Genomic DNA, 25,365 nt, shown 5'->3' on the forward strand with positions numbered 1-25,365 from the left:
GATTTATAGTTTTAGGAGACTTTTAAATAATTGCTTTATAAAGAAGCAGCAACATTGCTGTTTGAATAAACTTTGGATAAAGAATAAAAATAATGAAGATATAAAATATATAAGGCGAATTATAAGGATATAAAAAATCTTTTAACGATCATTTAATTTTGTATTTAATCTGTTATAGGGGGATAACTGCAGAGGGATGTTGTGCACATCAGAATAATAAAATTTTTGAGCGGAATTTTTATTACAATTATCTTTTTATTTGGAGTGGGGATTCTCGTTTTACCTTATCTTGTCTCTACAGATGCGATTCGTATTCATTTAGCACAGGATTTGAGTGCATGGACGGGTTATAATGTACAACTGCGTGATCCACCGCGGTTACATCTTTTCCCTTATCCTAAAGCATTTCTTTCCGGCGTTACTTTAACATCAAAAATAGATGATGTTACGCCATTATTGGAAGCTGAATCAATAGAAGTTGATCTTTCTGTCGTCGATCTTCTTTGGGGACATATTTCTTTTTCAGAGACGCGGATTATGCGTCCTCAATTTGTTATGGAAAAGCCCGTTAAAACAATAGCAGATTTTTTTGATAGATTTTCTCGCTCACAAGGTGCATTAGGATTGGCAATACGCAATGCGCGTGAAATATTAAAAAATAATCCTGAACATCCAAAGCTAGAGCATCTTTTGAAACAACCTTTTGGGAGGATTGTTATTGAAAATGGAGTTCTTGTGTATCACGATAGTTTTTCGGGAGTAGCAGAAAAAATAACAGGATTAAATGCGACTTTAGATTGGGCTGAATCGACTGAGGAAGTACGCTTGCGTGCAGATGCTCGTTGGCGCGGAGAATTTACAAAGTTATCAATTGATGCTTCTCAAGCATTGCTGCTTCTTGCAGGAGGAAAAAGCCAGATTAAGGCAAGTCTCAATTCTGTGCGTGGGGGAATAACGTTTACAGGACAGGCTCGGTTATCTGAATATTATATTTTTGATGGAAAGGTATCGATGCGTTCTCCGGGATGGAATCAGACATTGTCTTGGATTGGTGGGAATCAGTTTTGGGGACATAAATTAAAAATACCCATTGTATGGGAATCTCATTTTTTAGCGCAACCAATGCATATCCAAATGAATAATGTTACCTTTACGATGGGGCAAACTAGTGCGCGTGGGGCTTTAGAACTTGATTTCCAAGATTCTGTACCAAATATTATGGGCTCTTTAGCATTTGATAACTTAGATTCTAGCATTTTGGGCTCAATGTTTTTTTCAAGCAAAAAGAAAAATTCATTTTTTGATATGACAAATTTTGATTGTATTGGGGTGGATGTACGACTTTCTGCACCACAAACTAAAATAGGGAATATTTCACTCACAAATTTAGCTGCTGCAATACAAATAAAAAATGGGCATGGTATTTTTGATCTTGGGCATGCGAATATTTGGGGTGGATCCATTCAAAGTAATATTGAAGTTACGCCAGTTGGACAGAAAGTGCGTATTGGAGGAAATATTTCAGGTGCTTCTATTGATATGCAGGAAGCTCTAGAAGCTTTAGGATTTATTCCATTTATACAAAGCAAAACGAATTTTACTGCAACGATACAGACACTGGCTGATTCTTGGATGGAAGTTTTTACAAAAATGCAGAGTGAATTAACATTAAAGATGTCTTCTGGTTGGCTATTAGGGTATGATTTGAATGAATTACAAACAAGACTTTCAAACAAACAACAATTTCTTTTAACAAATGATGATTCTCTTTCCACAACTTTTGATCACTGGGATATCCAGACAAGCTTTTCAGAAGGTGTGATGAAAGTGACAGAGTCATTGATGCATACAGCAGACTTGAGTTTATCCATTCAGGGAGCTATTGCAACTGCTATTTCTCAAGGGAAGCAGAATGAATTGATACTACAGGCACAATTACGAAAAAATTATAGATCAGACACTTTATGTAAAGATGTTCAATGCCTTGCTAACAGCCTTGCATGGCCTTTTACATTTTCTCTGAGCTCTAAAGGACAAGATCATGGTAATTTTTTAATTACAAAAGCCACTGATACAGATTGAGTATTGTTTTTCGTCTATACAACATTTTATTTTATAATTATAACTCATCCGTTTACAATTTAAAGTTGTTTTTAAACTTAAATAAGAAATTCCACTATCGTAAGATTCTCTCATTTTAAATCTATTCGTGATAGAGTCATAAAAATCGTCCTCTACGTTATAAGCGTGGTTGGTATGTCGATAAACGAGTGAAGAGAGGAAGAACAGCGCTTCTTATAAAATCTTTTAAATACAAGAGATTCATAATATTGATGCAAGTCTTAGAAGGTTGCTAGCAATATTTTGTTACACTAAATTTTTAAGGGATGTCGGTCAGTGCTTATTGAATCTCAGAAGAAATACCATAGCCATCTTTGGTAATTGTATGCTTTCCATCTGCTCCAACAGAACCAATTCCCACTGTAATCAAAATAAAGGCTAAGAGGGTTGTAATCGTAATAATTGTAGCTTTTTTAGCAGACATATTTTTCCTCCACGGATGCATCAATGACTGAATGCAAAGATGAATGGTGCATTATTTAAACTTTTATGAAAGCAGAATCACTTAAGGATCTATAAGTTCCTATTATTATCTCATAAAGCTAAAAAAACTCTATAATTCTTTAATATATTATAGTTCTATAGATATATTTTTTTCTTTTTGCTATATATTTTTCTTCATTTTCTCGATGACGATAGTGAGCATTGGCAAAATTTTTATGCGCATAAATTATAAACTTAAAAGATTATTCATTCGACAGACATTGGCTTTGAATGAAGAAATAAAGATAGAGGGGGCACAAGCTTTTTATCTTGTGCATGTTTTGCGTATGAAAGAAGGAGCAGAAATTTTACTTTTTAATGGACAGGATGGTGAGTGGCTTGCTAAACTTATCATTGTTAAGAAAAAATTTGTTGTGGTTCAGCTTATCCATCAAGAAAGATTACAAACGACGCATTCCAATCTTATTTATTGCTTTGCTCCACTCAAAAACGCGCGGTTGGATTATATGGTGCAGAAAGCTGTTGAAATGGGGGTATCGATTTTGCAGCCTGTTATAACGCATCATACGCAGGTTACGCGTATCAATATGGCGCGTATGGAAGCCAATGTTATTGAAGCTTCTGAACAGTGTGGAATTTTATCTCTTCCTGAATGCGTATCTGCTCTATCATTAGCAGAACTTTTAGCACAGTGGGATGAGACACAGCCTTTATTCTTTTGTGATGAAGAGCATAAATCGCATAATCCATTACCTTCTTTTAAAAAGCGTGACGTTACAACACCTGGTGTTCTCATTGGACCAGAAGGTGGGTTTAGTGAAGAAGAGCGGAGCTTTTTAAAAAAACATCCTTTTGTGGTTTCAATATCATTAGGTCCGCGTATTTTACGCGCTGACACTGCCGCTGTTGCTGCTTTGGCTCTTCTTAATGCTACCGTGGGGGATTGGGCAATGGATTGAGAAGTCTGTAAAATCATTCTAAACAATTCATTTAAGACGATGATACCGATGATAGGATATGATAAGTTATGGCGCTTGATATAACCGATGAAAGTGAAATTTATAACTTAGATTCCTTGGTTAGCTATTTCCAAGGGGGGTATAAACCAGAAGGTGATTGGCGTATTGGTACAGAACATGAAAAATTTCCGTTTTATAGAGATGGTTTTCTTCCTGTTCCTTATGAAGGAGAGAGGGGAATCCGAGCGCTTTTAGAGAGGATGCAAAGCGCCTTAGGATGGAAACCTATTTTAGATGAAGAGAATATTATTGGGCTCGTAGGATCAGTTGATCAGGGAGCCATTTCTTTGGAACCTGGGGGACAATTTGAATTATCTGGTGCACCATTAAAATCAGTAAGCCATACATATTACGAGTTGATGGAGCATTTAACTCTTCTCAAAAAAATTGCAGAACCATTAGGTATAGGTTTTTTAGGTCTTGGAGCTAGTCCAAAGTGGACTTTGGCTGAAACGCCTAAAATGCCTAAGTCACGTTATCAGATAATGACTGATTATATGCCGAAAGTGGGGTATAATGGTCTTAATATGATGTATCGCACATCAACAGTTCAGGTTAACCTTGATTTTTCATCTGAAAGTGATATGCGGCAAAAAATGCAAGTATCTATGAAGTTACAGTCCATTGCGACCGCATTATTTGCAAGTTCACCTTTTACAGAAGGACGTCCAAATGGCTTTTTATCTTGGCGTTCTGAAATTTGGCGTAATACGGATAATCAGAGGACAGGCGTTCTCCCTTTTATATTTTCTGAGCGTTTTGGTTTTGCTGATTATGTTGAATGGGCCCTTGATGTTCCAATGTATTTTGTTGTTCGTGATGGTCGTTATTATGATTGTACACATATAACGTTTCGTCAGTTTATGAATGGAGCATTAAAAGGACAAGTTGCAAATTCAATTCCAAATATGGGAGATTGGATTAATCACCTATCAACGTTATTTCCTGAAGTCCGCTTAAAAAGATTTTTAGAAATGAGAGGAGCGGATTGTGGTTCTTGGAAGCGTATTTGTGCGTTGTCAGCTTTTTGGGTTGGGCTTCTTTATGATAGAGAAGCACTTAATGAGGCGGAGGCTTTGACAAAAGATTGGTGTTTTGAAGAAGTTTTAGAGTTGCGCCAACGCGTTCCAAAAGAGGGGTTAAAAACTCCTTTTCGTCAAACCATTCTGTTAGAATTAGCACGTCAAGCCCTTGCTATTGCACGCAAGGGCCTAAAAAATCGCAAACAGTATGATGCGAATGGTTTTGATGAAACAAATTTTCTTAATCCTTTAGAAGAGGTTGTTGCAATGGGGCAAACAGATGCTGAAAAATTGTTGTCCTATTACTATTCTATTTGGAATGAGTCTGTAGAACCTGTATTTTTAGAATGTGCTTATTAAATTTGAGGCAAAGACATTTTGTACTTTTTAAAAAATGCATATCACTGTGGTGGCTCATTCACTCACTTATCTTAGAAAGAATATTTCCCCTTGCTTTCAACATTGTCTCGTAAATGATACAATACAAAGATCTCTTAGTCCCTGTTATTTTTATATCCAGATTAATACTGTCACGATATTTCCGTAACCTCAATCTTGTATCTTTATCTTAGAGATGGATCATAAGAGATATATTTAGCTTGTTATCAAATATTTTTATCCACTTGGCTCATCACGCTTATGAATAAGTCTGAAAACAATATTTTTCACTTTTTAATAAAGGAATAAAAATATTATTTGTGTTTAATAATCTTATCCAATATTAAATTATTATCATTCAATATACGATGTTTATATGAATATGAAGTATTTTTTATGTGGAACAAAATACAAAAATTTAGTTGTTGTACAGGCAAGCTGCAAATACTTATTTTGTTCGCTAAACATAGAGTGGGCTGCTTAACTTTTTGTTGCTTCCATTTTTTATTAGCCAGATCTTATAAGGATTCTTATCCCTTTTTTTATCATTATACGATATAATTACGCTGTCATTATGCAGACAATAGCTGTATTTTTAAAACGGGTAAGGAAATGACATGTTATTATTTTCTCTGGACGCATAATTTGTTCTTTTCGGTTAATGGGAGTTGGAGAATCTAGAAATTTTTTTCCATATTCAGCCATCAGATCATGAAAGTCTTCTGCAAGTTTTGCGAGAAAAACATCTTTTTTCAATGAATCAAATGAGTATTGTATTTGATTAGTGAGCAGATCTTCATCTTTGGATTATTTGCCAAACAACAGCAAAACGTCCACAAAAGGCAAGTATTGTGTGATAATGCTTTAAAATATCCAATTGTGGAGGTTCAATTTGTAGTTCTATTAAATATTTTTAAATATCATACCTTATCATATTCTACAGATGTAACAGGTTTTGTCTTACTTTGAAAGACTTTTATAACTTCTTTTGCTATTTCCTTTTTTTCATGATATTCTAAGTCTTTATGGTTTTGACTGATAAAGTTCATTGTACGGATTCAAATCGTTCACTTTAGTATATCCAAATGATATTAATACAGCAAACAAAAGTATCAATAGAGAAGATACAACAATAAATGTTATGGTACGCTTCATGAGTAATTTAACTCCTTATCTTCAATAAATAGACCGATATTAAATACGTCTATGATGACGATTGATATCATTTAGTTTTGTTATATCAAAAGGATATATGGTATTTTTGTTGGTATTGTGTTTTAGGGTGTGTTGAGTAATGTTTTATATTATTAGTTGTATTGCATTTTATAGGTATTGTGGTTTTCGAAGTCTTCACATTTGAGATTTTTTTGTTATTGAGAGGGCATATTTTCATGTCTATAAAGAGAATTTCGAAAAACAAAAAAGCTTCCATTGAGAGCAGAGAAAGAATGTGTAAAAGGTGTTATCCATAAAATAATTATATTTGAAGTGCTGATCAAAATTGTTGAGAGTGCCGTCCATAAAATTGGCAAGAGTGGCTTGATCTTGTATTTTTCAGAAAAGTTATGAATGTTCGATTATTAATTAACCATTGTTTGGAAAGCTCTTTTCAATTCAAAGAGCAAAAGAGAGTGATAAGATATGTTGGAGTTATTCAGTATTAAGATGCTATGAGTGCTGTTTATATTTCTCTTTTTAAATTATTTAATGAGAGTATAAATTTAAATAATAGGAAAATAATTTTATTTATTTTCTTTAAACATTTATTAGTAGATAAAAAATTCTCTTTTAATCTATAAATTGAAAAATAATGGTTTTGTAAAAACCTTGTAAGTTTTATACTTTAACTTTCAAATATCATGCATTGATTTTGAGGTATGTATGTTATTTACATCAATCATAAACAATAGTGGATATAGACTGGGCATAGACAATGACATTTAATTTTTTTATCAATTTATTTCTATTTGTTATTTTTTTATTGTGGATTGCTCAGAGTAAGAGAATGCAATGGAGTCTTTCACTCCGTGTTATGCTAGGGCTTATCCTTGGCTTGATTTTTGGTAGTATTTTACAGTGTGTTTATGGAGAGGGTGAAGGCACTTTATTGAAATCCGTTGAATGGTTTAACATTGTTGGTGAAGGCTATATTTTATTGTTACAAATGATTGTTATGCCACTGGTTTTTGTCTCTATCGTTTCAGCGGTTGCTCATTTACATTCTGTTTATGCTGTTGGAAAGATGAGTATAATAACAATTTCAATATTGCTTTTTACAACGGCTCTTTCAGCATTGGTTGGCGTGCTTGTGGTTAATTTCTTTGGATTAACAGCAAATGGTTTGGTGCATGAAGGGCAAAATGTTTCTGCTATTCTTGAAGGTCATATTTCTCAACTTGGAGATATGAATATACCAAAGATGATTTTGTCTATGATTCCTAAAAATCCATTTGCTGAATTGAGTGGAGCTAAACGTACGTCAATTATCAGTGTTGTGATTTTTGCGTCATTTTTAGGTGCAGCGGTTCTTCTTTTAAAGAAAGATGAGCCAGAAAAAGGAGAAAACGCGCTTTTATTTATTCAAGTGGCACAAGCTTGGATTATGCGGTTGGTCCGTATAGTGATTGCTTTGACGCCTTATGGTATTTTTGCTCTTATGACGAAAGTAGGAGCGATATCACGTATTTCAGATATTTTAAATTTACTGGTTTTTATTATTGCCTCTTATGTCGGTATTATCTTAATTTTTGGTATTCATGGTGTACTGCTTGGCATTTCTGGGATTAATCCCTTTCGTTTTTTCAAAAAGGTTTTACCGGTTTTAACATTTGCTTTTAGCAGTCGTTCAAGTGCTGCAAGTATTCCTTTGAATATTGAAGCGCAAACGCAGTGGATAGGAGTCCCGCAATCCATTGCGAGTTTTGCAGCTTCTTTTGGGGCAACAATTGGACAAAACGGTTGTGCCGGTCTTTATCCAGCGATGCTTGCGACCATGATTGCACCCTCTATGGGTATTAATCCTCTTGATCCTACTTGGATTGCTACGCTTGTTGGGATTGTAACGTTGAGTTCTATTGGTGTTGCTGGTGTGGGGGGAGGGGCTATCTTTGCTGCATTGATTGTTTTACCAATTATGGGATTTCCTGTTACTTTGGTTGCTGTACTCATCTCTATTGAACCGCTAATTGATATGGGACGTACTGCTCTAAACGTGAGCGATTCAATGGTAGCTGGAACAATTACCAGTCAAATGTTACGAACAACGGATAAAAGTATTTTAAAAAAATGATTTTAGGTTATGTTTTTTTAGATTGTAAAACATCTGTAAGAGATATTTGCGCTGAACCAGGTTGTAGGGGTTTTTGTTGATTGGGGTGAGGGGCCCAACCAGAGAGCCAGATGAAAGAAAAGTGTGCACGAATACGTCCATCAGGATCACTAAATCGTTGTGCATAGATTTCAGCTGCGCGGAGAAAAAAACGTTTGGATACAGGGCGTCGTGAACGATTTATGTGTGCATTTTGCATTCCCATAGCTTTAAGATCGTGCATAAGATCAAACATTGTATTATAACGTATTGTGATATCTTCAACGTCTGCTACAGGAAGGGCAAAGCCAACACGCTGTAAAAGAGCGCCTGCATCACGAATGTCGGCAAAAGGGTAGACCCTAGGGCTTGCTCCATCATAAATTTCACTTTCAGCTTGCAGCAGGCTTTCGCGCAATTCTCTTAATGTACCAGCTCCTGCCATAACAGCAAGAAATAAGCCATCTGGTTTAAGAGTATTTTTTATCTGGCTTAGAACACCAGGGGTATCATTGGTCAATTGTAATGAAAGAAGTGAAACAATAAGGTCACAGTAACTTTGAGGTAAATCAAGAAATTCTCGATGACGTAAATGAAATTTTTTATCATGGCTTTGATAAAGCATATCGGTTTCAATACGTTCTATGGAACAAACTTTTCCAGACTTCATTAAAGCTTGCGCAGCAAGGTCTGTATGGCTGTGTAAATCGAGAGCTAATGTAAAGAGGCGATCAACAGTACTAAGACGTTTATAGAGATCTTCTGCTATGTGAGAGAGTAAAAAGTCATATCCTTTTTTTGCTTTTTGGAAAGCGCGTTTGCGGAATTGTTCAATGCGGTTATGATCAAAAATTAAAGGATGCGACATATTGTAGAACACTTTCTCTCTATGAAAGAATATATTTTGAAAAGGTTCATTATTTGTGCAAGCTCTGTCAAGTTTATAATATGAAAGAAAATAAATTTATAGAAGGTAAGAGTTTTTAAAGGAATTAAAATTATAAATTGAGGAAATACAAAGGAACTTTTGTTCTACAGGGAACTTGTAAAAGCCTAGATTTATAATGTTGTACTTTCGAGAAGCGGCGTTAAATAGCAACGATATACTAAGTAAATGCATTGAACGCTTGAAAACAATGCTTTATCCCCCAATTTGTCCTGGATGTAAGCAAAATGTTTCTACTTATGGTACGATTTGCTCCGAATGTTGGAAAGAACTTCAATTTATCACAAAACCTTATTGTCCTGTTATGGGGACTCCTTTTGTTTGTGATATGGGGGAGGGGTTTCTCAGTGGTGAAGCACTTCGTAATTCTTATCCTTTTTCACGTGTTCGCTCGGTCATTGTTCATAAGGGGCTTGCACGAACTTTAGTAACGCGTTTAAAATATGGTGATCATATAGAATTGGCATCATTTATGGCCAAGTGGATGATGTTTGCTGGACGCGAGGTTATTGATGATTGTGATGTTATTATCCCCATTCCATTGCATTTTCGTCGTTTTTGGGAGAGGCGTTATAATCAATCTGCTGAGCTTGCACGTTATATTGCAGAATCACAAAAAAAGCTTTTAAAACCGGGGTGGCTTGTTCGTTGTCGGCATACCCGTCCGCAGGTTAGTCTTTCTTCAAGAGAGAGAAAACTTAACGTAAAAAATGCTTTTAAGGTTTCGCATAAGGTTAAAAAATACCTTAAAGGATGTTCTGTTTTACTGATTGATGATGTTTTTACAACGGGTGCAACAGTTACGGCAGCAGCCTCTGCATTAAAAGATGCAGGTGCACGACAGGTTGATGTGCTAACATTTTCGCGTGTCCTCAAAGAAGATTCTATTTATCCCTCTTCTTAAGAGAAACTTGAAGTGAATATTATAAAAAATATTGGAGGAAACTATTATGAAAGAGATAATAATTTATACACGCCCCGGTTGTCCTTATTGCATAAAAGCTCGTGATTTACTTGATAAAAAAGGCGTAAAATATACAGATATTGATGCTTCTACATCCCGTCGCCAAGAAATGGTACAGCGCGCAAATGGACGTAATACATTTCCGCAAATTTTTATAGGTGATTATCACGTTGGCGGTTGTGATGATCTTTATGCTTTAGAGGCTGAGGGAAAGCTCAATTCTTTATTACAAGGCATACAATAGTTGTAAATGAGATATTCTTAAGACCGTTTTGCGAGAAGGAGGTAGTTAACGTCCATGTCTTTTGAGCGATTCCAGCTGTCGTTTAATGGGTTATAAGTAATACCTATCTCATCAATGATTGTCAGAGCGTTTTTTGATAAGAAGTTTTTAAGTTCTAGAGGTTTTAGGAATTTTTTATAATCATGTGTTCCTTTAGGAAGCCAACGTAGGATATATTCAGCCCCTACAATAGCAAGCCCCCATGCTTTCCATGTGCGGTTGAGTGTCGAGACAAACATCAACCCTTGTGGTTTCAGCATTTTTGCTGTAGCTTCTATGAAGAGATTAACGTCAGCGACATGTTCAACAACTTCCATATTAAGGATGATATCAAATTTTTCTCCTTCATTGGCGAGTGCTTCTGCCGTAGTGGTACGGTAATCAATTAAAAGATCATTTTGGGCTGCATGAATTTTTGCGACTTCAATATTCGTTTGTGAAGCATCAACGCCTACGACCATAGCGCCAAGACGTGCCATTGGTTCACATAACAAGCCTCCTCCACAGCCAATATCAAGAATTTTCAAATTGTCAAAGGGTGTAAGTGAAACAGGATCACGATTAAACTCTAAACAGATTTTTTCTCTGATGTAAGCAAGGCGTGTTGGGTTAAATTGGTGAAGAGGTCGAAATTTTCCTTGTGGATTCCACCATTCTGTAGCAATACGTGAAAAGTGATCAATTTCACTTTGATCAATAGTTGTCCGCATTTTATCTATCATTTTGCTTTCCTTTTATTTTTTAATGATCACGTCAAGTAGATTTTATAAAAAGTCAAGAGAAATTAATATAATCATAATGAAACTTGCACAAATGATAGATATTCGCTATGTCGAGTAAATGATTGGTTGATAGAGCATCTTATTCTCATTACCGTTTGAGATAAGAGATGTAAAGATAGAGTATTATTAATGGCGCGCATTGTCATGAAATTTGGTGGAACATCTGTAGCAAACATTGAATGTATTCATAATGTTGCACGGCATGTCAAAAGAGAGGTTGATGCAGGCAATGAGGTTGCCGTTGTCGTATCTGCGATGGCTGGTAAAACCAATGAACTTGTTCAGTGGACGTGTGATGCTTCGCCTATACATAGAGATGTTCGTGAATATGATGTTGTGGTTGCTGCTGGTGAACAGGTTACTTCTGGTTTGTTGGCTTTGACACTTAAAACAATGGGGGTGAATGCACGTTCATGGCTTGGTTGGCAAATTCCTATTCATACAGACAATGCGCATGGCCGTGCACGTATTACTGATATTGATGGATCTTTTTTAATAGAGCGTTTTCAGGAAGGTCAGGTTGCTGTTATTGCTGGTTTTCAGGGGGTAACTCCGGATAATCGGATTTCTACCTTAGGACGTGGTGGATCAGATACAAGTGCTGTTGCTATAGCAGCGGCTGTACAAGCTGATCGCTGTGATATTTATACGGATGTGGATGGTGTTTATACAACGGATCCACGTATAGAACCGAAAGCGCGTCGTTTACCAAAGGTAGCTTTTGAAGAGATGCTGGAAATGGCTTCTCTTGGTGCAAAAGTTTTACAGGTTCGTTCTGTTGAATTGGCAATGGTTCATAAGGTTCGTACCTTTGTGCGTTCAAGTTTTGAGGATCCTGATGCTTTAGGCATGGAGGATCCAATGAGTTCTTCTGGAACACTTATTTGCGATGAGGATGAAATTGTGGAACAACAAAATGTTACTGGTATTGCTTTTGCTAAGGATGAAGCACAAATTTCCCTTCGTCGGCTTGCTGATCGTCCAGGGATTTCGGCAGCAATTTTTGGCCCTTTGGCTGAAGAGCGCATTAATGTTGATATGATTGTGCAAAATATTTCTGAAGATGGCTCAAAAACTGATATGACTTTTACTGTACCATCAGCAGATGTAGAAAAAGCCGTTGCTCTTCTTGAGAAAAATCGTAAAGAAATTGGATTTGATGTTCTCCAATTTGAAAGCGATCTTGCCAAGGTTTCTGTGATTGGTATTGGAATGCGCAGCCATGCAGGTGTTGCTGCTACAGCTTTTAAGGCTTTGGCTGAAAAGGGTATTAATATTCAAGCAATCACGACTTCAGAAATTAAAATTTCTATTTTGATTGATAGTGCTTACACTGAACTTGCGGTTAGAACATTACATGCTGTTTATGCTCTTGATAAGGGGTGAGCATTTTTTAGTTCCAATAAAGTTTCAATGACATCAATATATATTAATAATTTTTATTAAGGATAACTTATATTTTGAACTTAAATGAGAACTATTCAATACAGCAAAATGCTCTCATTTTAAACTTATTCATGATCTTGAAAACGGGAAGACAGTTTAACTCTGGGAGACTATGAAGTCGTAAAGGTAAAAATCACTACTCATCTTTACGCTTATAAAGGAGAAAGCGAGCCGCACCAAGGCTATTTTCAGTTTCCAATATTGTGCAACTTTTGCTTTGAAATAAGAAAACCTTCCGGTATTTTGCTTTCTTACCCGAGTGATAAGACGACAAATGATCCTTAAAAATATATTTACCCAAAAAATAATATGTTTTTTAAAGAAGGCTAGGATTAAAGCTGTTGATAATACCGACAATAAAGTCAGTAACGAAAAGATGGATTTGTTGGAAAAATGAGCTACGGGATTACTTAACTAATTATTGGGTCTGCTTGCTATGTTGACGTTATAAGTGATAGGTGAGGATGGAAGAACTGTTGGGCCTATAAAGGGCTGTAAAAAACTTATATTATTTCAATAAATTAACGTCTATATACTTTATTATAAAAACAGCAGCTTGTAAAAATTGTGATGATGGAGTTAAGGTGTTTGAAACAACTCTCTATGATTTTTATACACACAGTTATGTGTGAGAAAGTTATTTTGTGTTGATTAACTCAATATACCTTATTCATGTGCATTGAGTAGCCAAGATCTTAATGATAGCTTCAAATGAAGATATATTATTTACATTACTATTAATTATTGTTTCTTATTTTTTCGTTATAATTAAATATAACATATTGATTTATAATAGGAATTCATTGTTTCTTCATAGTGGATAATAGCTTTGACGAAAGATCGCTTCTCCTATCACAAATCCCTTTATATTAAATCAATTAAAATTATTTCTGTGTACGCTACAAGTGGGACTGGTATGTGAGTGAACTTTATTGAAAAAAGGAATAAAAACGTCTCTTATGAATTCTCTCAAGTGTCAAGAGTTGTTGCAACATGAGAGGTTGGCAAATAGTATGATGATATCAGTTTACATCTTCATAGATGTAAAGATGAGGTAAAACAACGGCTTTTACGTTCAATATTGTCCAAATCCAACAAATGAATAGAATCACTTTTTAAAAAGCTCGTATAAAAGTCTATTTTTAGTTAGTTTATTGGGAACTATGAGCAACGTCTTTATTGCGCTTAATATAAATAAATCCATATCCTAGACCGATAAGAGCAGATAAACCAGAGCCACAAAGTACTCCAATTTTTGCAGCATCAAGAAGGATAATATTTTTAAAAGCAAGCATTGAAACAAAGATAGACATTGTAAAGCCAATTCCTGCTAAAAAACCAATGAGTAAAATACCTGTCCATGTCATATGAGGAGGGAGGCGGCATAGACCTGATTTTACAGCTAGATAACTGGCGGTGATAATGCCAAGCGGCTTACCGATGAAAAGCCCAATAACAACACCAAGAACAATCAAGAATGATTTATCGGAAGAAAGGTCAAAGTTTGCAAAACTTACTCCTGCATTTGCAAAGGCAAAAATCGGCATTACACCGTATGCAACCCATGGATGCAATGCTTTCTGAACACGGGTTACTGGAGCAATTATGGCACGCTGTCCTTTGCGCATTTTTTTCAATGCGGTTGAAATATGATGGAGATCTGTTTTAATATTTTTTTCTTGAAGAATTTGCATAGCATTGCTGAGCGTGGTGAGTGGCGCTACAAGAGTCCGAGTAGGAAAAACGGGAGTCATCATCCCTAAAATTACACCAGCAAGTGATGGATGAACGCCTGTTACCATTAAACCCCACCAGATGATTGCACCAGGTAAAATGTAAAGCCATGCTGATGCAAGTCCAATCCATTGAAAGAATAGCACTAGAGCAATACCAGCTCCTGCAATCATTAAACCACTAAGATCAATGTTTGTTGAGTAGAAAAAAGCAATAATAAGAACAGCTATAATATCATCAATAATCGCGAGTGATAGAAGAATGATATGAAGATTAGAAGGAATTTTTTTTCCAAGAAGAGCAAGAATACCGAGAGCAAAGGCAATATCTGTTGCTGTTGGTACGGCCCAACCATGTATATGCCCATCATTAAAGTTGAAGATAAAATAAATAATTGCAGGGAAACAAACGCCCCCTATTGCAGCAACAATTGGTAAGATTGCTTGTTTAAAATCGGAAAGAGCACCTTCATGAATCTCGCGTCGGATTTCCATTCCTGCAACGAGAAAAAAAATAGTCATAAGGGCATCATTAACCCAAAAATGCAAATCCCATGAAAGAGTGAAGTGCCCCAAATTAAAACCAAGAGGTGTATGCCAAAAAGATTCATAGAGATCAGCATATTTAGAATTGGCAAAAATGAGTGCAGAAGCAGCAGCTAATAAAAGAACAATACCACTAAGAGCTTCAATATGGAGAAAACGCTCGATAGCAGAAAGCGCTTGATTGGTGACACGAGAAGCGCGATTAGGCAAGCGATTTGAAGATAAATCAGACATGAACAACTCCAAGTATCGACAATTTTATAATTCTATATTCTCTTATGTAAATGACTCTGTGTGAAGCCTTCTGTATCATATAAAAGCAAAAAGAGGAATAAAGTTCTTAATTTATAGACAAGATCATCATGTTTAAAGCACAAAATGTTCAAGGCGATGCTTCATTTTTAATAGTGAGATCTACTTTGCTTAAAGCCTTGGATAGATCATTTTGTAAAGCAGATTCGAGATCAATTATTGTGAGCCCTTTATTATCTTTTGCTTTAATTTTAACACTCAATGTTTGCGGATTTTTAGCAAATTCACCTAAGGATTTTGAAATTTTTTCTGCTTCGTCATGATTTTTTAACAGAATGTTAGGGGTCTGCGTCATCATTAGATAGAAATCGTCATAGAGTTCCTTTTTAAGATCATGTTTGCTGTCATTAAGAGTTTGCGCAAGATAAGAAAAAAGCTTATCAATGAAACCTGCATCCTTATATTGTAGATCGATTTCATTGATGCCAAGGTCTTGAGAAGCAGCAATCATTACATTTTTCTGACCAGAAAAAAGCTTTTCATCAACATCAATAACCTTGGCTGATATGTACCCAGATCCAACGTCTTTCATATCGAAAGACATTGCATCAAGAAGGAGCATACGTTTTTTTTCATCATAAGAAATATCAATTTTTCCTGAAATATTAAAGCGCTCAAAGTTCAAATTTTTGAAGAGTTCTAAGTCTTTTTCATTCATTTTTTTAGGTAAAACGGAAAGGTTATTGAGGGAAAGAAAAAGTTTTTTAGGGATAGGTTGTTTCCACAAGCTTGGTTTGAATTGGAATGATTCGAGTGTTGCTTTCAACTGTGGTATATCAACGGTGACGTTATCAACTTTGGCATCGGCTGAGGTAATGGCGAGCAATATGTTTAGAAGTAGACCATTTTGTGCTATTTTTTCAGCGGTTTTATTATTCTCTTTTTTTGCATTAAGATAAGCTTTGATCAATTTTTCAGGAGTTTGTTCAAGTGGCTTCATCTTTAAACCAGATGTTTTAAACTGTTGGAGAAAGAAAGAGCTGTTTTTTTCTGCTTCTTCAAAAATATCAACGCTTATATTATTCAGAGCAATGGGACCAGTAACGGTTTTACCTTGATTGAGAGTATTGTTTTTTCCAAAGATGATAGAATAGGCGTAGTTGATGTCGATGTCATGGGCTTTTATTGTATCACTTTTAGCCATAATCTGCATCTGTTTGGCACCATTGACTGCAACTGTTTTAAGATCCATACTTTTGATACTAACTGAACGGATATGGCCATTTCTAAAATCAGAAAGCTGGAAATTATTGACTTCAACCGTTTCTATTTGCTTATTTTTATTTTCTATAGAAAGTTGTATATTGGGAGCAATAATTGAGGAAAGCTCAATACGCATCATTGTTTGTAAAAGATGTGATGAGAGTGTTCTATCTTTTTCTTTTAAAGATACACTTCGAAGAGAAATTTGGGGAATTTGCACATGAATATTATTATGCTTTAAATCAACATTATAGAGTGTGAAAGTTCCAGGAATAAAGGAAAGAGGAGGACGGGCAGAAATGGCACCAATTTTAAGTGATGTACCAGCTGGAACAGGTATTGTCACATTCTTCAAATTGATTTTACCTAGAATGCTTACTTCAGATGTTTCGGCTTTTATGGAATGACGGGCTATTTCTTTTCTTACAAAACTGTCAAGATAGGGTTTTGCAATATAAAATCCACCAACCATTATAATTGCCAAGATAGCAACAAATCCAATAATGCAAGTGAGCCAATATCTGAGGTTACTTTGATACCCACTATTAAGATTGACCATTCTTTCTTCTTTCATTTTTATCACTCTTTGAATTGAGAGTGAAGATAAATTCTTTTAAGCAACGACAAAGGTTTAAATATAGCGTGTACCAGTTTCAACAATTATCTACGCTCTATATTAGAGTTATTCTCATCTTTTTTGCAATATAGCTTTATCAACTTTTATCAATTTTCTTTGGGTTCAGCACTTTATAGAAAAGCACGCATAATAAGGAGAGGCAAGTTTATGCGCATCATAATTTTTTATCACTTTAAAATTATCCTAAAATATTTCGATGTCTGCTTTTATCTTGCTGCTGTTTATAGGAATATTTAAAACATAAAAAATATGTTCTTGTTCATTATAATTTAATGGGGAGAGGTAAGTGTTATGACAGAAAATCAAATAATGGCTTTTTCGATCATTGGTCTCATGATGGTTGTTTTTATTTGGGATCGATTTCGTTATGATCTTGTTGCTATTTGTACGTTATTAATAGCTTGTGCTCTTGGTCTTGTCAGTCCGAAGGAAGCTTTTAGCGGTTTTAGTAATGATATCGTTATTATCGTGGGGAGTGTGTTTGTTGTCAGTACGGCCGTATCGCGCTCTGGTATAATGGAATTTATTATTCAACGGGTATGGCCAGATGTGAAATCGGTGCGTCTTCAATTAGCTTTTTTGGTTATTTCTGTTGTCGTGTTATCAATGTTCGTTAAAAACATTGGTGCTTTGGCTATTATGCTTCCGATAGCTTTTCAGTTTGCTCGTCGTTCTCAGGTTTCTCCTTCTGTCTTTTTGATGCCCATGGCCTTTGGTTCTTTATTGGGGGGGCTTATGACACAGATAGGAACATCTCCCAATGTTGTTATTTCAGCGATGCAAGAACGCTTAGCAGGAACACCTTTTACGATGTTTGATTTTACACCAGTTGGTGCGGTTATTGCGACGGCTGGTGTTTTATATTTGGTTCTTTTTTATTGGCTTTTGCCTGTGCGTGTGCGTTCAGGTGTATCGTTTGATGATGCCATTGATATTCGTAATTATGTTGCAGAAGTGCATATTCCAATAAATTCACCGATTGTGGGAAAAAATATTGTTGATTTGGTTAAGCCATCAAGTGGTGATGTTATGGTGATTCAAATCATCAGAAACAAAGTATCTATTTCACCATTACCAGATTTTGTTTTGTCTGAAAATGATATTATTTTGCTGGAAGGATCACATACAGGGTTAGATAGCGTGATGAACTCTGCTCGTTTAGAGTTTTCTAAAGGGCGAACTATTGCTGCAGGTGATAAGGACAGTGATATTGATATTATTGAAGCCGTCATTACCCATAATTCACCTCTTATCGGTATTAGTGCGAAAGAGTTTTCCTTATTTGATCGCTATAATGTAAATTTGCTTGCGTTAAGTCGTCAGCATGAAAGGGTGCGGGGAAGACTTGATGATATTATTTTCCATCTTGGAGATGTGATTGTTTTGCAAGGACAGGATGCAGTTATTCCAAATTTGTTAAGGGAATTGAAATGCTTACCCCTAGCAAAACGAAATATTGTGTTTGGAAATTTACGACATGGTTTTATATCTTTGGCTATTTTATTTATAGCAATTATTTTTACAGCTTTTCATATTGTTCCAGTTGCTTTTTCTTTCTTTTCTGCTGCTGCTGCAATGGTGATCTTTCGTGTTTTGCCAGCGCGTGATTTGTATCAGGCATTAGATGGTCCAATATTAGTACTATTAGCGGCTCTTATTCCAGTGAGTGAAGCGTTAGAGAAAACAGGATGTACGGAGCTCATTGGTCAATGGTTGAGCCAATTGGCAATATTTTTCCCGCCATCCGGTGCTTTAGCGCTTATGTTGGTGACAGCTATGTTGGTTACGCCATTTTTGAATAATGCAGCAACAGTGATGATGGTAGCACCAATTGCGTCAAGTTTTGCTCATTCTCTCCATTATAAGCCTGAAGCTTTTTTAATGGCTGTTGCAATTGGTGCAGGTTGTGAGTTCCTTACACCTATCGGACATCAAAGCAATATGCTCGTGATGGCGCCAGGAGGATACCGTTTCAGTGATTATCCACGTTTGGGTGCTCCATTGGCGGTGTTGATCGTTATTATTGCTGTTCCAATGCTTATGTGGGTTTGGCCATTACAATAAGATATTTTCAGAAGCTTTGAGTATCTATTACAAAAGGTTATTAATTGTATAAAGATAAATTGAAGGGATACACTTTCTTTGGCAAAATTTTATGAAAACTTCGCATTGATCATTCAGAACGTCTTTCAAATATAGTTGATAAATTAGGTTTATCTGTGTCATTTTTATCTTCTGTAGAAATTGGTAGAAAATCTGTTCCAGTAGGCATGGAAGAGAAAATCATAGAACTCTATGCTTTAGATCAAGAAAAAGCTTCTCTATAAAAAAAGAAGCCTATCTTTGTCGAAAGAATTTTACAATCAAACCTTCTAATCCGTTGCAACATGAAACTGTTGTTGCATTTATGCTACTTTTAGATGTCTTATTTTAAGGGGCGTTAGCAGATTTCAAAGAAATGTTAGAAACACTCCATGAAGTATGCTTTTTGTAGAGGCTATTGCGAAATTCTATTCCCCAACTTTTATTTACGTATCCCTCATATTAAAAAAGATATATAAATACAGTAAGCTAGATGAATAAAGAATGGTATTAAAATCCTATAATCGAATACAATACAATGATTGTGTTAAAGACTTTAAAAGATATCTTTCATATAATAGAGAGGGAAGGGTGCTGAAGATGGTAGGCAATCATGGATAATATTAAAGCAGTGATTTTTTTATAAGATTCAAAAGTTGTGATGTAAGCTTAAAGAACATTTACATCGTTTTTGACTAAGACAGTTGCAAAAATCCAATTGATTTGGTTACATGTCAATTTGAAATAAATAAATCAGTAATTTAAAGATTTTAGTTGATTTAGGCTACCATCTTTGTCCATTTATGCGTAAAAGCGCAGAGAGTAAATTTTTACAAGGTATGATATATGTCGTATGATAGTTTTATTGCTGAAGTTAATGCTGAATTTCGTCAGGAAAAGGCGCTTGCTTTTTGGAGACGTTATGGTTTTTCAATTATTGGAGCAGTCCTTCTTTTCATCATCATGATAATTATTTATCAAATTTATTATCATGCACAAATAAAGAAAGCTGGTTATATTGGTGACGCATTTATAAAAAGCCTTAATTTTGCGGATACACGTCATTTTGATAAAGCGATAAAGCAATTGGAGAATGTTAAAGACTCTAACTTTGGAGGATATCCTTTTCTTGCTCGTTTGCGGGAGGCTTCTTTACTCATGGAGCAAGGTGATATGATTAAATCAGTGGAGATCTTTGATTCTGTTGCAGCGGATGAGAAAGCACCACAGATTTTGCGGAAAGTTGCAAAAATTCGAGCAGCCTATATTTTAGTTGATACAGGAACTTTGGAGGATGTCAAAAAGCGCGTCAAAGAGATGGCAAGTGATGTCGATCCTATGCGTATGTCGGCAAGAGAAGCTTTGGGTTTAGCTGCTTACAAAGCGGATAAAATGGATGAAGCGGTTTATTATTTTAAGAAAATTTCTAAAGAAGGTACTTTGGGTTCAAAAATAACAGATCGGGCTCGAATGATGCTTGAGCTTATGCAGGCCGAGGGCAAGACAAATAAGGAATAAATTGATGAGCCTTACCATTGCTATTGTTGGTCGTCCCAATGTTGGGAAATCAACACTTTTTAATCGTTTGGTTGGGCAAAGGTTGGCTTTGGTTGATGATAAGCCAGGTGTAACACGTGATCGGCGTATTCATGCGGCAAAACTTCAAGATCTACATTTTGATGTGATTGATACGGCTGGGCTGGAAGAAGCAGGTGATCATACACTTGAGGGGCGTATGCGTTCTCATACAAAAGTTGCAATTGATGAAGCTGATCTTATTTTATTCGTATTTGATGCAAAGAGTGGAATAACACCAAGTGATTTAAACTTTGCTTCATTGGTTCGCAAATCAGGAAAACCAATAGTCCTTGTTGCTAATAAGTCTGAGTCAAGAGCGGCAACGGGAGGAGAGTATGAGGCGTGGTCATTAGGTTTGGGGGAGCCGTGCCCAATATCGGCTGAACATGGTTTGGGACTTAGTGATCTTCGTGATGCAATTATAGAGGCTGTTGGGGCAGAACGCGCTTTTGACAACAACAAAGAAGAAGATATTATGATACAGCCTGCATCTGTTGGTGATGATATAAAAAATTTGGAAGAAGAGGGGCTTATGTACGATGAAAATAAGCCTATTCGGATTGCAATTGCGGGGCGCCCCAATACAGGAAAATCTACTCTTATCAATAGTATGCTGAAACAAGAGCGGTTGTTAACAGGACCAGAAGAAGGACTTACGCGTGATTCTATTTCTGTAGATTGGGAATGGCGTGGTCGTCATGTTAAACTGTTTGATACTGCAGGTTTGCGTCGAAAATCGAAAATTCAAGAAAAGTTAGAAAAATTATCCGTTGCTGACACTTTGCGTGCTATTTGTTTTGCAGAAGTGGTGATCATTGTTTTTGATGCAACGATGCCTTTTGAAAAGCAGGATTTACAAATTGCTGATCTTGTGATTCGTGAAGGGCGTGTTCCAGTTATTGCTTTTAATAAGTGGGACCTTATTGAAAATAGTCAGGCTACATTGATTGATTTGCATGAAAAATGTGCACGATTTCTTCCTCAAGTTCGTGGTTTGAGAGCTGTTCCTTTATCGGGACAATATGGTCAAGGAATTGATAAACTTATGGAAAATGTGATGATGATGCACCGTATATGGAATCGTCGCATTTCGACGGCTAAATTGAACCAATGGCTTGAAACTGTTGTGGCACATCATCCACCTCCTGCGGTTTCTGGACGTCGACTTAAGGTTAAATACATCACACAGGTTAAGACACGTCCTCCTGGATTTATGATTTCTTGCTCGCGCCCCAAAAGTATGCCCCAGTCGTATTTGCGTTACCTTGTCAATGGGTTACGTGAAACATTTGATATGTTTGGTATACCAGTTCGCATATCATTACGAGCCTCTGATAATCCTTTTGCGACACGTTCCAAGAAGAAATGATAACTCTTTAATTTTATTGATAATCATTTATCATGAGCGCTATTGAATAGAGCTCTCTCATCTTGATAAAGGTCATTTATTTGCATGTCATGAGAAGAGTTTAATAGGGAGTATTTAAGAAAGAGTACATAATCCTCTTAATGGGTTATTATAAGTGCAAGAATAGATGCAATATGAGGGTAGGGGAATATAATTATGATGCTTGTTTGAAAAGCAGCATTAGATTATCGTTTCATAAAAATAAAGCTTATGAATAAGCGCTTTTGCTTACGATAGTTTGTTTGAATAAAAAGCAAAAATATTTGCTGAATCTACGGATATTCAATTGTAAAAAGCGAAGTTCATAAAAGTGGATTAAAATTGTATAAAGTGGTATGGTAATCGTATTTAAAATTTATTATGTTCTATTGGCTTAATCTATTTGAAATTTTAGATTTATTAATATCTTGTATTTAAAGGAACTTCTCTTAATACCCTCAAGCTCATTTCGTGGTGGGGCCTTTAATGGCGTATGTAAAATACTTTGCGAATAGGATCATATAGAAACAATTGATTATTATTATTTTCATAAAATAAAAAGTGCAAGTTTATTCGAATAAAAGGAGAAAACCAACGCTCTCATACTGTTTTTAGCTTTCTATGTTCTCTTTCAAAACTAGGACTAATATAACATTGGGAGTTGGAAAATAAGATGGTATTAGTTTACACCTTTTGTTAAACGTAAAAATGGTTGTTCTATGAGTTTTATATTATTCACGTGAACTTTTCGTTATACATTCACGGGTGCTGTCGTGAAATCGGTTTAGGTGCTTGGAATATCTTTTTAAGAAAGCATGTAAATTGAAAAATACGTTATTTCTGCAATAAAATTTATACGATAACTTGTGATAGATTTCTTTTAGTATCTTGACGAATAAATTCGGGAACAATATGATGCACACGGTTTTATGAAATGTATTCTTACGTTGCTTTTTAATTAAGGAGCCAATGATGGCGATGGGCGAGAAACCCGTTATGAGCTGTAAGGAGGCTGAAGAGGAAAAGCAAGGAGAGTGTCTTCATTCAGAGGATTTGGAATGCCGTAGTAGGAACTTAAGCGTAGCTTTAGTACGCAAGCAAGCATTAAAGAAGCGGGAGCATAGGAATAAGCGGGAAAAATCACAAGGAAGGATGGCAGGTGCAATTAAGCTTTCCAGTGAGTTTCTGGCAAGTGTTATAGTTGGTATTGTTTTGGGGTTGGGGTTTGATAAGTTAGCAGATTCATGGCCTTGGGGATTGGTATTTTTTCTCTTCTTTGGATTTGCTGCTGGTGTATTGAGTATTCTTCGGTCTGTGGGGTATGTTTCCTCCAGTCAATTAGGAAAAGAAGGCGTATTGCGCCAAGATAAACAAAATAAAGGGGCCAATGAGAGGTCCGATAAATGAGGTTGAAGTGACAGCGCACGCTCCAGATCCTATTCATCAGTTTGAGGTTTTAAGGCTGATTAAGATTTCCATAGGAAATATGGATTTATCGTTTACAAATGTATCATTGTTTACAGTCCTCACGGTTGTTGTAACTTCTATTTTTCTCTTTATTTCATCATCGAGTCGTGGATTGGTTCCAACGCGGATGCAGTCTCTTTCGGAAATGGCCTATGAGTTTGTAGCATCGACTCTGCGGGAATCATCTGGTGTGCAGGGAATGCAGTTTTTTCCTTTAGTTTTTTCTCTGTTTACTTTTATTTTGGTTGCTAACTTTATTGGTCTCTTTCCTTATTTTTATACGGTTACGTCTCAAATCATGGTCACGTTTTCGTTAGCAATGGTGGTAATTTTGACGGTGATTGGGTATGGCTTTTATAAGCATGGGGTCAGTTTTTTGAAACTGTTCGTTCCCAGTGGAGTTCCTGTTGTGGTTTTACCTTTGGTGACAATGATTGAGGTTATTTCTTTTCTCTCCCGTCCAATTAGTCTTTCTCTTCGTCTTTTTGCGAATATGCTTGCTGGTCATATTACGCTTAAAGTGTTTTCTGGGTTTGTTGTTTCAATGATTGGGGTAGGGCTCGTAGGTGTGGGTGGTTCGATTTTACCGCTTATTATGACTGTAGCAATTACTGCTCTTGAGTTTTTGGTCGCATTTCTTCAGGCTTACGTCTTTACGGTTTTAACTTGTATGTATCTTAATGATGCAATTCATCCAGGACATTAATAGAACTGGCGGTTTTCCGTCGAATAATGCAATTTCGCTTTAAAGGAGAATAACATGGAAATGGTGCTTGCAGCAAAATATATTGGCGCTGGTCTTGCTTGCTTTGGTATGGCTGGAACAGCTTTAGGACTTGGTAATATTTTTGGTAGCTATCTTTCTGGTGCATTACGAAATCCATCAGCAGCAGATAGTCAGTTTGGACGTCTCGTCTTTGGTTTTGCTGTTACAGAAGCTTTGGGAATTTTTTCATTGCTCATTGCTTTATTACTTCTTTTTGGGGTTTAATCATCATCAAAAGGGTATATCTGTTCTTGCATGAGGAAAGATTTACCCTTTTAGGCTCTTAACCAGAGAGATGCCAGAGAGATGTTTGTCAGTTATCATCGGTTATAGAGGGCTTTAATAAGCTATTTAAAGGATGAAAGAAGATGTTTGTTTCAAGCGCTTATGCACAGAACACTGAAACGTCGATAGAACATATTAAAAAGGTGGCAGAGCATGCAAATCGTGTGTTTCCGCCTTTTGATTTTGTGCATTTTGGTTCGCATTTTTTCTGGTTGGCAATTTCTTTCGGACTGTTTTATCTTTTTATCTCCCGTGTAATTGTACCACGTATTGGCGGTGTTATTGAAACACGGCGAGATCGAATCGCATCTGATTTAGATCAGGCAATGCGCATGAAGCAAGAAGCAGACATTGTTGTTGAAACTTATGAGCGGAAATTAGCAGAAGCGCGTTTGAACGCGCAGGCTATAGCGCAGGTAGCTAGTGAAGAATTAAAAGAAAAGGCAGAGCTTGAACGGAAAGAAATTGAAGAGAGTTTAGAGAAAAAACTCGCAGATGCTGAAAAACAGATAGCAAAAATTCGGGATAAAGCCATGCAAAATGTTGGTTCTATCGCTGAAGAAGTAGCTCTTGAAATTGTGAAAAAATTGATTGACGTTGATATCAACAAAGAGGCTGTTCGTTCAGTTGTTAAAACTGCGGATTATTGAGGAAGAA

The 25,365-nt window shown here is 36.0% G+C and carries 19 protein-coding genes and 1 pseudogene; 15 read left to right on the forward strand and 5 right to left on the reverse strand.

Features of this window, described 5'->3' with window-relative positions; translation table 11 throughout:
• Positions 1 to 201 precede the first annotated feature (201 nt).
• Complete coding sequence (locus tag ACFIN0_RS01095; protein ID WP_375701736.1) at positions 202 to 2,082, forward strand: AsmA family protein; 1,881 nt, start codon at positions 202 to 204, stop codon at positions 2,080 to 2,082.
• A gap of 319 nt (positions 2,083 to 2,401) precedes the next feature.
• On the opposite strand, the gene ACFIN0_RS01100 is transcribed toward ACFIN0_RS01095, so the two are convergent.
• Positions 2,402 to 2,545 (reverse strand): hypothetical protein, encoded by a 144-nt coding sequence (locus ACFIN0_RS01100; RefSeq protein WP_375701737.1) that lies wholly within the window; start codon positions 2,543 to 2,545, stop codon positions 2,402 to 2,404.
• Positions 2,546 to 2,780: 235 nt separating this feature from the next.
• Between ACFIN0_RS01100 and ACFIN0_RS01105 the strand changes: the two genes are divergently transcribed.
• The 3 genes from ACFIN0_RS01105 to ACFIN0_RS01115 all read left to right on the forward strand — a co-directional run bounded on the left by ACFIN0_RS01105 (position 2,781) and on the right by ACFIN0_RS01115 (position 8,273).
• The gene (locus ACFIN0_RS01105; RefSeq protein WP_375610067.1) at positions 2,781 to 3,524 is read left to right on the forward strand and encodes a 16S rRNA (uracil(1498)-N(3))-methyltransferase; all 744 of its coding nucleotides are present in this window, start codon (positions 2,781 to 2,783) and stop codon (positions 3,522 to 3,524) included.
• A gap of 68 nt (positions 3,525 to 3,592) precedes the next feature.
• The gene (locus ACFIN0_RS01110; RefSeq protein ID WP_375701738.1) at positions 3,593 to 4,966 is read left to right on the forward strand and encodes a glutamate--cysteine ligase; all 1,374 of its coding nucleotides are present in this window, start codon (positions 3,593 to 3,595) and stop codon (positions 4,964 to 4,966) included.
• 1,951 nt (positions 4,967 to 6,917) lie between these two features.
• Entirely contained in the window at positions 6,918 to 8,273 is a 1,356-nt protein-coding gene (locus tag ACFIN0_RS01115; protein ID WP_375701739.1) for an L-cystine transporter, read from the forward strand.
• A gap of 7 nt (positions 8,274 to 8,280) precedes the next feature.
• Here the strand turns inward: ACFIN0_RS01115 and ACFIN0_RS01120 are convergent, their stop codons facing one another.
• The gene (locus tag ACFIN0_RS01120; protein WP_375701740.1) at positions 8,281 to 9,159 is read right to left on the reverse strand and encodes a methyltransferase domain-containing protein; all 879 of its coding nucleotides are present in this window, start codon (positions 9,157 to 9,159) and stop codon (positions 8,281 to 8,283) included.
• 196 nt (positions 9,160 to 9,355) lie between these two features.
• On the opposite strand from ACFIN0_RS01120, the gene ACFIN0_RS01125 reads away from it, so the two are divergent.
• A complete protein-coding gene (locus ACFIN0_RS01125) occupies positions 9,356 to 10,141 on the forward strand; it encodes a ComF family protein (RefSeq protein ID WP_375606443.1) in 786 nt (261 codons plus the stop codon).
• 46 nt (positions 10,142 to 10,187) lie between these two features.
• Positions 10,188 to 10,445, forward strand: a complete 258-nt coding sequence (grxC, locus tag ACFIN0_RS01130; RefSeq protein WP_375606442.1) for a glutaredoxin 3 — start codon at positions 10,188 to 10,190, stop codon at positions 10,443 to 10,445.
• A 17-nt stretch (positions 10,446 to 10,462) separates the two neighbouring features.
• Here grxC and ubiG read toward each other — a convergent pair whose 3' ends face one another.
• Complete coding sequence (gene ubiG, locus ACFIN0_RS01135) at positions 10,463 to 11,206, reverse strand: bifunctional 2-polyprenyl-6-hydroxyphenol methylase/3-demethylubiquinol 3-O-methyltransferase UbiG (RefSeq protein WP_375701741.1); 744 nt, start codon at positions 11,204 to 11,206, stop codon at positions 10,463 to 10,465.
• Between the two features lie 189 nt (positions 11,207 to 11,395).
• On the opposite strand from ubiG, the gene ACFIN0_RS01140 reads away from it, so the two are divergent.
• Entirely contained in the window at positions 11,396 to 12,652 is a 1,257-nt protein-coding gene (locus ACFIN0_RS01140; protein WP_375701742.1) for an aspartate kinase, read from the forward strand.
• Positions 12,653 to 13,863: 1,211 nt separating this feature from the next.
• On the opposite strand, the gene nhaA is transcribed toward ACFIN0_RS01140, so the two are convergent.
• Positions 13,864 to 15,225, reverse strand: coding sequence for a Na+/H+ antiporter NhaA (gene nhaA / locus ACFIN0_RS01145; protein WP_375610070.1), 1,362 nt, complete (start codon positions 15,223 to 15,225; stop codon positions 13,864 to 13,866).
• A 148-nt stretch (positions 15,226 to 15,373) separates the two neighbouring features.
• The gene (locus ACFIN0_RS01150; RefSeq protein ID WP_375701743.1) at positions 15,374 to 17,080 is read right to left on the reverse strand and encodes a hypothetical protein; all 1,707 of its coding nucleotides are present in this window, start codon (positions 17,078 to 17,080) and stop codon (positions 15,374 to 15,376) included.
• 354 nt (positions 17,081 to 17,434) lie between these two features.
• Here ACFIN0_RS01150 and ACFIN0_RS01155 point away from each other — a divergent pair, with 354 nt between their 5' ends.
• The 8 genes and pseudogenes from ACFIN0_RS01155 (at position 17,435) to ACFIN0_RS01190 (ending at position 25,358) form a co-directional block, all read left to right on the forward strand.
• On the forward strand, positions 17,435 to 19,207 hold the full coding sequence (locus ACFIN0_RS01155) for an SLC13 family permease (RefSeq protein WP_375606437.1): 1,773 nt from the start codon (positions 17,435 to 17,437) through the stop codon (positions 19,205 to 19,207).
• Between the two features lie 104 nt (positions 19,208 to 19,311).
• A pseudogene (locus ACFIN0_RS01160) lies at positions 19,312 to 19,577 on the forward strand (XRE family transcriptional regulator).
• A 494-nt stretch (positions 19,578 to 20,071) separates the two neighbouring features.
• Positions 20,072 to 20,743, forward strand: a complete 672-nt coding sequence (locus ACFIN0_RS01165) for a tetratricopeptide repeat protein (protein WP_375701744.1) — start codon at positions 20,072 to 20,074, stop codon at positions 20,741 to 20,743.
• 4 nt (positions 20,744 to 20,747) lie between these two features.
• The gene (gene der / locus ACFIN0_RS01170; RefSeq protein ID WP_375701745.1) at positions 20,748 to 22,172 is read left to right on the forward strand and encodes a ribosome biogenesis GTPase Der; all 1,425 of its coding nucleotides are present in this window, start codon (positions 20,748 to 20,750) and stop codon (positions 22,170 to 22,172) included.
• A 990-nt stretch (positions 22,173 to 23,162) separates the two neighbouring features.
• Entirely contained in the window at positions 23,163 to 23,597 is a 435-nt protein-coding gene (locus tag ACFIN0_RS01175) for an AtpZ/AtpI family protein (protein WP_375615297.1), read from the forward strand.
• A 7-nt stretch (positions 23,598 to 23,604) separates the two neighbouring features.
• Positions 23,605 to 24,363 (forward strand): F0F1 ATP synthase subunit A, encoded by a 759-nt coding sequence (locus ACFIN0_RS01180; RefSeq protein WP_375687449.1) that lies wholly within the window; start codon positions 23,605 to 23,607, stop codon positions 24,361 to 24,363.
• Between the two features lie 54 nt (positions 24,364 to 24,417).
• Positions 24,418 to 24,648 carry a F0F1 ATP synthase subunit C gene (locus ACFIN0_RS01185; RefSeq protein WP_005773968.1) on the forward strand — a complete coding sequence of 77 codons (231 nt, stop codon included), beginning with the start codon at positions 24,418 to 24,420 and terminating at the stop codon, positions 24,646 to 24,648.
• 143 nt (positions 24,649 to 24,791) lie between these two features.
• Complete coding sequence (locus tag ACFIN0_RS01190; protein ID WP_375606433.1) at positions 24,792 to 25,358, forward strand: F0F1 ATP synthase subunit B; 567 nt, start codon at positions 24,792 to 24,794, stop codon at positions 25,356 to 25,358.
• The last annotated feature ends 7 nt before the right edge of the window (positions 25,359 to 25,365 follow it).

Origin of the sequence: Bartonella sp. AA89HNZF, from assembly GCF_042196905.1 — a bacterium.
Lineage (GTDB): Bacteria > Pseudomonadota > Alphaproteobacteria > Rhizobiales > Rhizobiaceae > Bartonella.

Excerpts from the sequence above, each read along its gene's own strand:
- ACFIN0_RS01165 (WP_375701744.1), top strand. The coding sequence starts at position 20,072 with ATGTCGTATGATAGTTTTATTGCTGAAGTTAATGCTGAATTTCGTCAG.
- ACFIN0_RS01150 (WP_375701743.1), bottom strand. The coding sequence starts at position 17,080 with ATGAAAGAAGAAAGAATGGTCAATCTTAATAGTGGGTATCAAAGTAAC.
- ACFIN0_RS01175 (WP_375615297.1), top strand. The coding sequence starts at position 23,163 with ATGGCGATGGGCGAGAAACCCGTTATGAGCTGTAAGGAGGCTGAAGAG.
- ACFIN0_RS01115 (WP_375701739.1), top strand. The coding sequence starts at position 6,918 with ATGACATTTAATTTTTTTATCAATTTATTTCTATTTGTTATTTTTTTA.
- ACFIN0_RS01185 (WP_005773968.1), top strand. The coding sequence starts at position 24,418 with ATGGAAATGGTGCTTGCAGCAAAATATATTGGCGCTGGTCTTGCTTGC.
- der (WP_375701745.1), top strand. The coding sequence starts at position 20,748 with ATGAGCCTTACCATTGCTATTGTTGGTCGTCCCAATGTTGGGAAATCA.
- ubiG (WP_375701741.1), bottom strand. The coding sequence starts at position 11,206 with ATGATAGATAAAATGCGGACAACTATTGATCAAAGTGAAATTGATCAC.
- ACFIN0_RS01155 (WP_375606437.1), top strand. The coding sequence starts at position 17,435 with ATGACAGAAAATCAAATAATGGCTTTTTCGATCATTGGTCTCATGATG.
- nhaA (WP_375610070.1), bottom strand. The coding sequence starts at position 15,225 with ATGTCTGATTTATCTTCAAATCGCTTGCCTAATCGCGCTTCTCGTGTC.
- ACFIN0_RS01120 (WP_375701740.1), bottom strand. The coding sequence starts at position 9,159 with ATGTCGCATCCTTTAATTTTTGATCATAACCGCATTGAACAATTCCGC.
- ACFIN0_RS01125 (WP_375606443.1), top strand. The coding sequence starts at position 9,356 with ATGTTGTACTTTCGAGAAGCGGCGTTAAATAGCAACGATATACTAAGT.
- ACFIN0_RS01190 (WP_375606433.1), top strand. The coding sequence starts at position 24,792 with ATGTTTGTTTCAAGCGCTTATGCACAGAACACTGAAACGTCGATAGAA.
- ACFIN0_RS01110 (WP_375701738.1), top strand. The coding sequence starts at position 3,593 with ATGGCGCTTGATATAACCGATGAAAGTGAAATTTATAACTTAGATTCC.
- ACFIN0_RS01100 (WP_375701737.1), bottom strand. The coding sequence starts at position 2,545 with ATGTCTGCTAAAAAAGCTACAATTATTACGATTACAACCCTCTTAGCC.
- grxC (WP_375606442.1), top strand. The coding sequence starts at position 10,188 with ATGAAAGAGATAATAATTTATACACGCCCCGGTTGTCCTTATTGCATA.
- ACFIN0_RS01105 (WP_375610067.1), top strand. The coding sequence starts at position 2,781 with ATGCGCATAAATTATAAACTTAAAAGATTATTCATTCGACAGACATTG.
- ACFIN0_RS01140 (WP_375701742.1), top strand. The coding sequence starts at position 11,396 with ATGGCGCGCATTGTCATGAAATTTGGTGGAACATCTGTAGCAAACATT.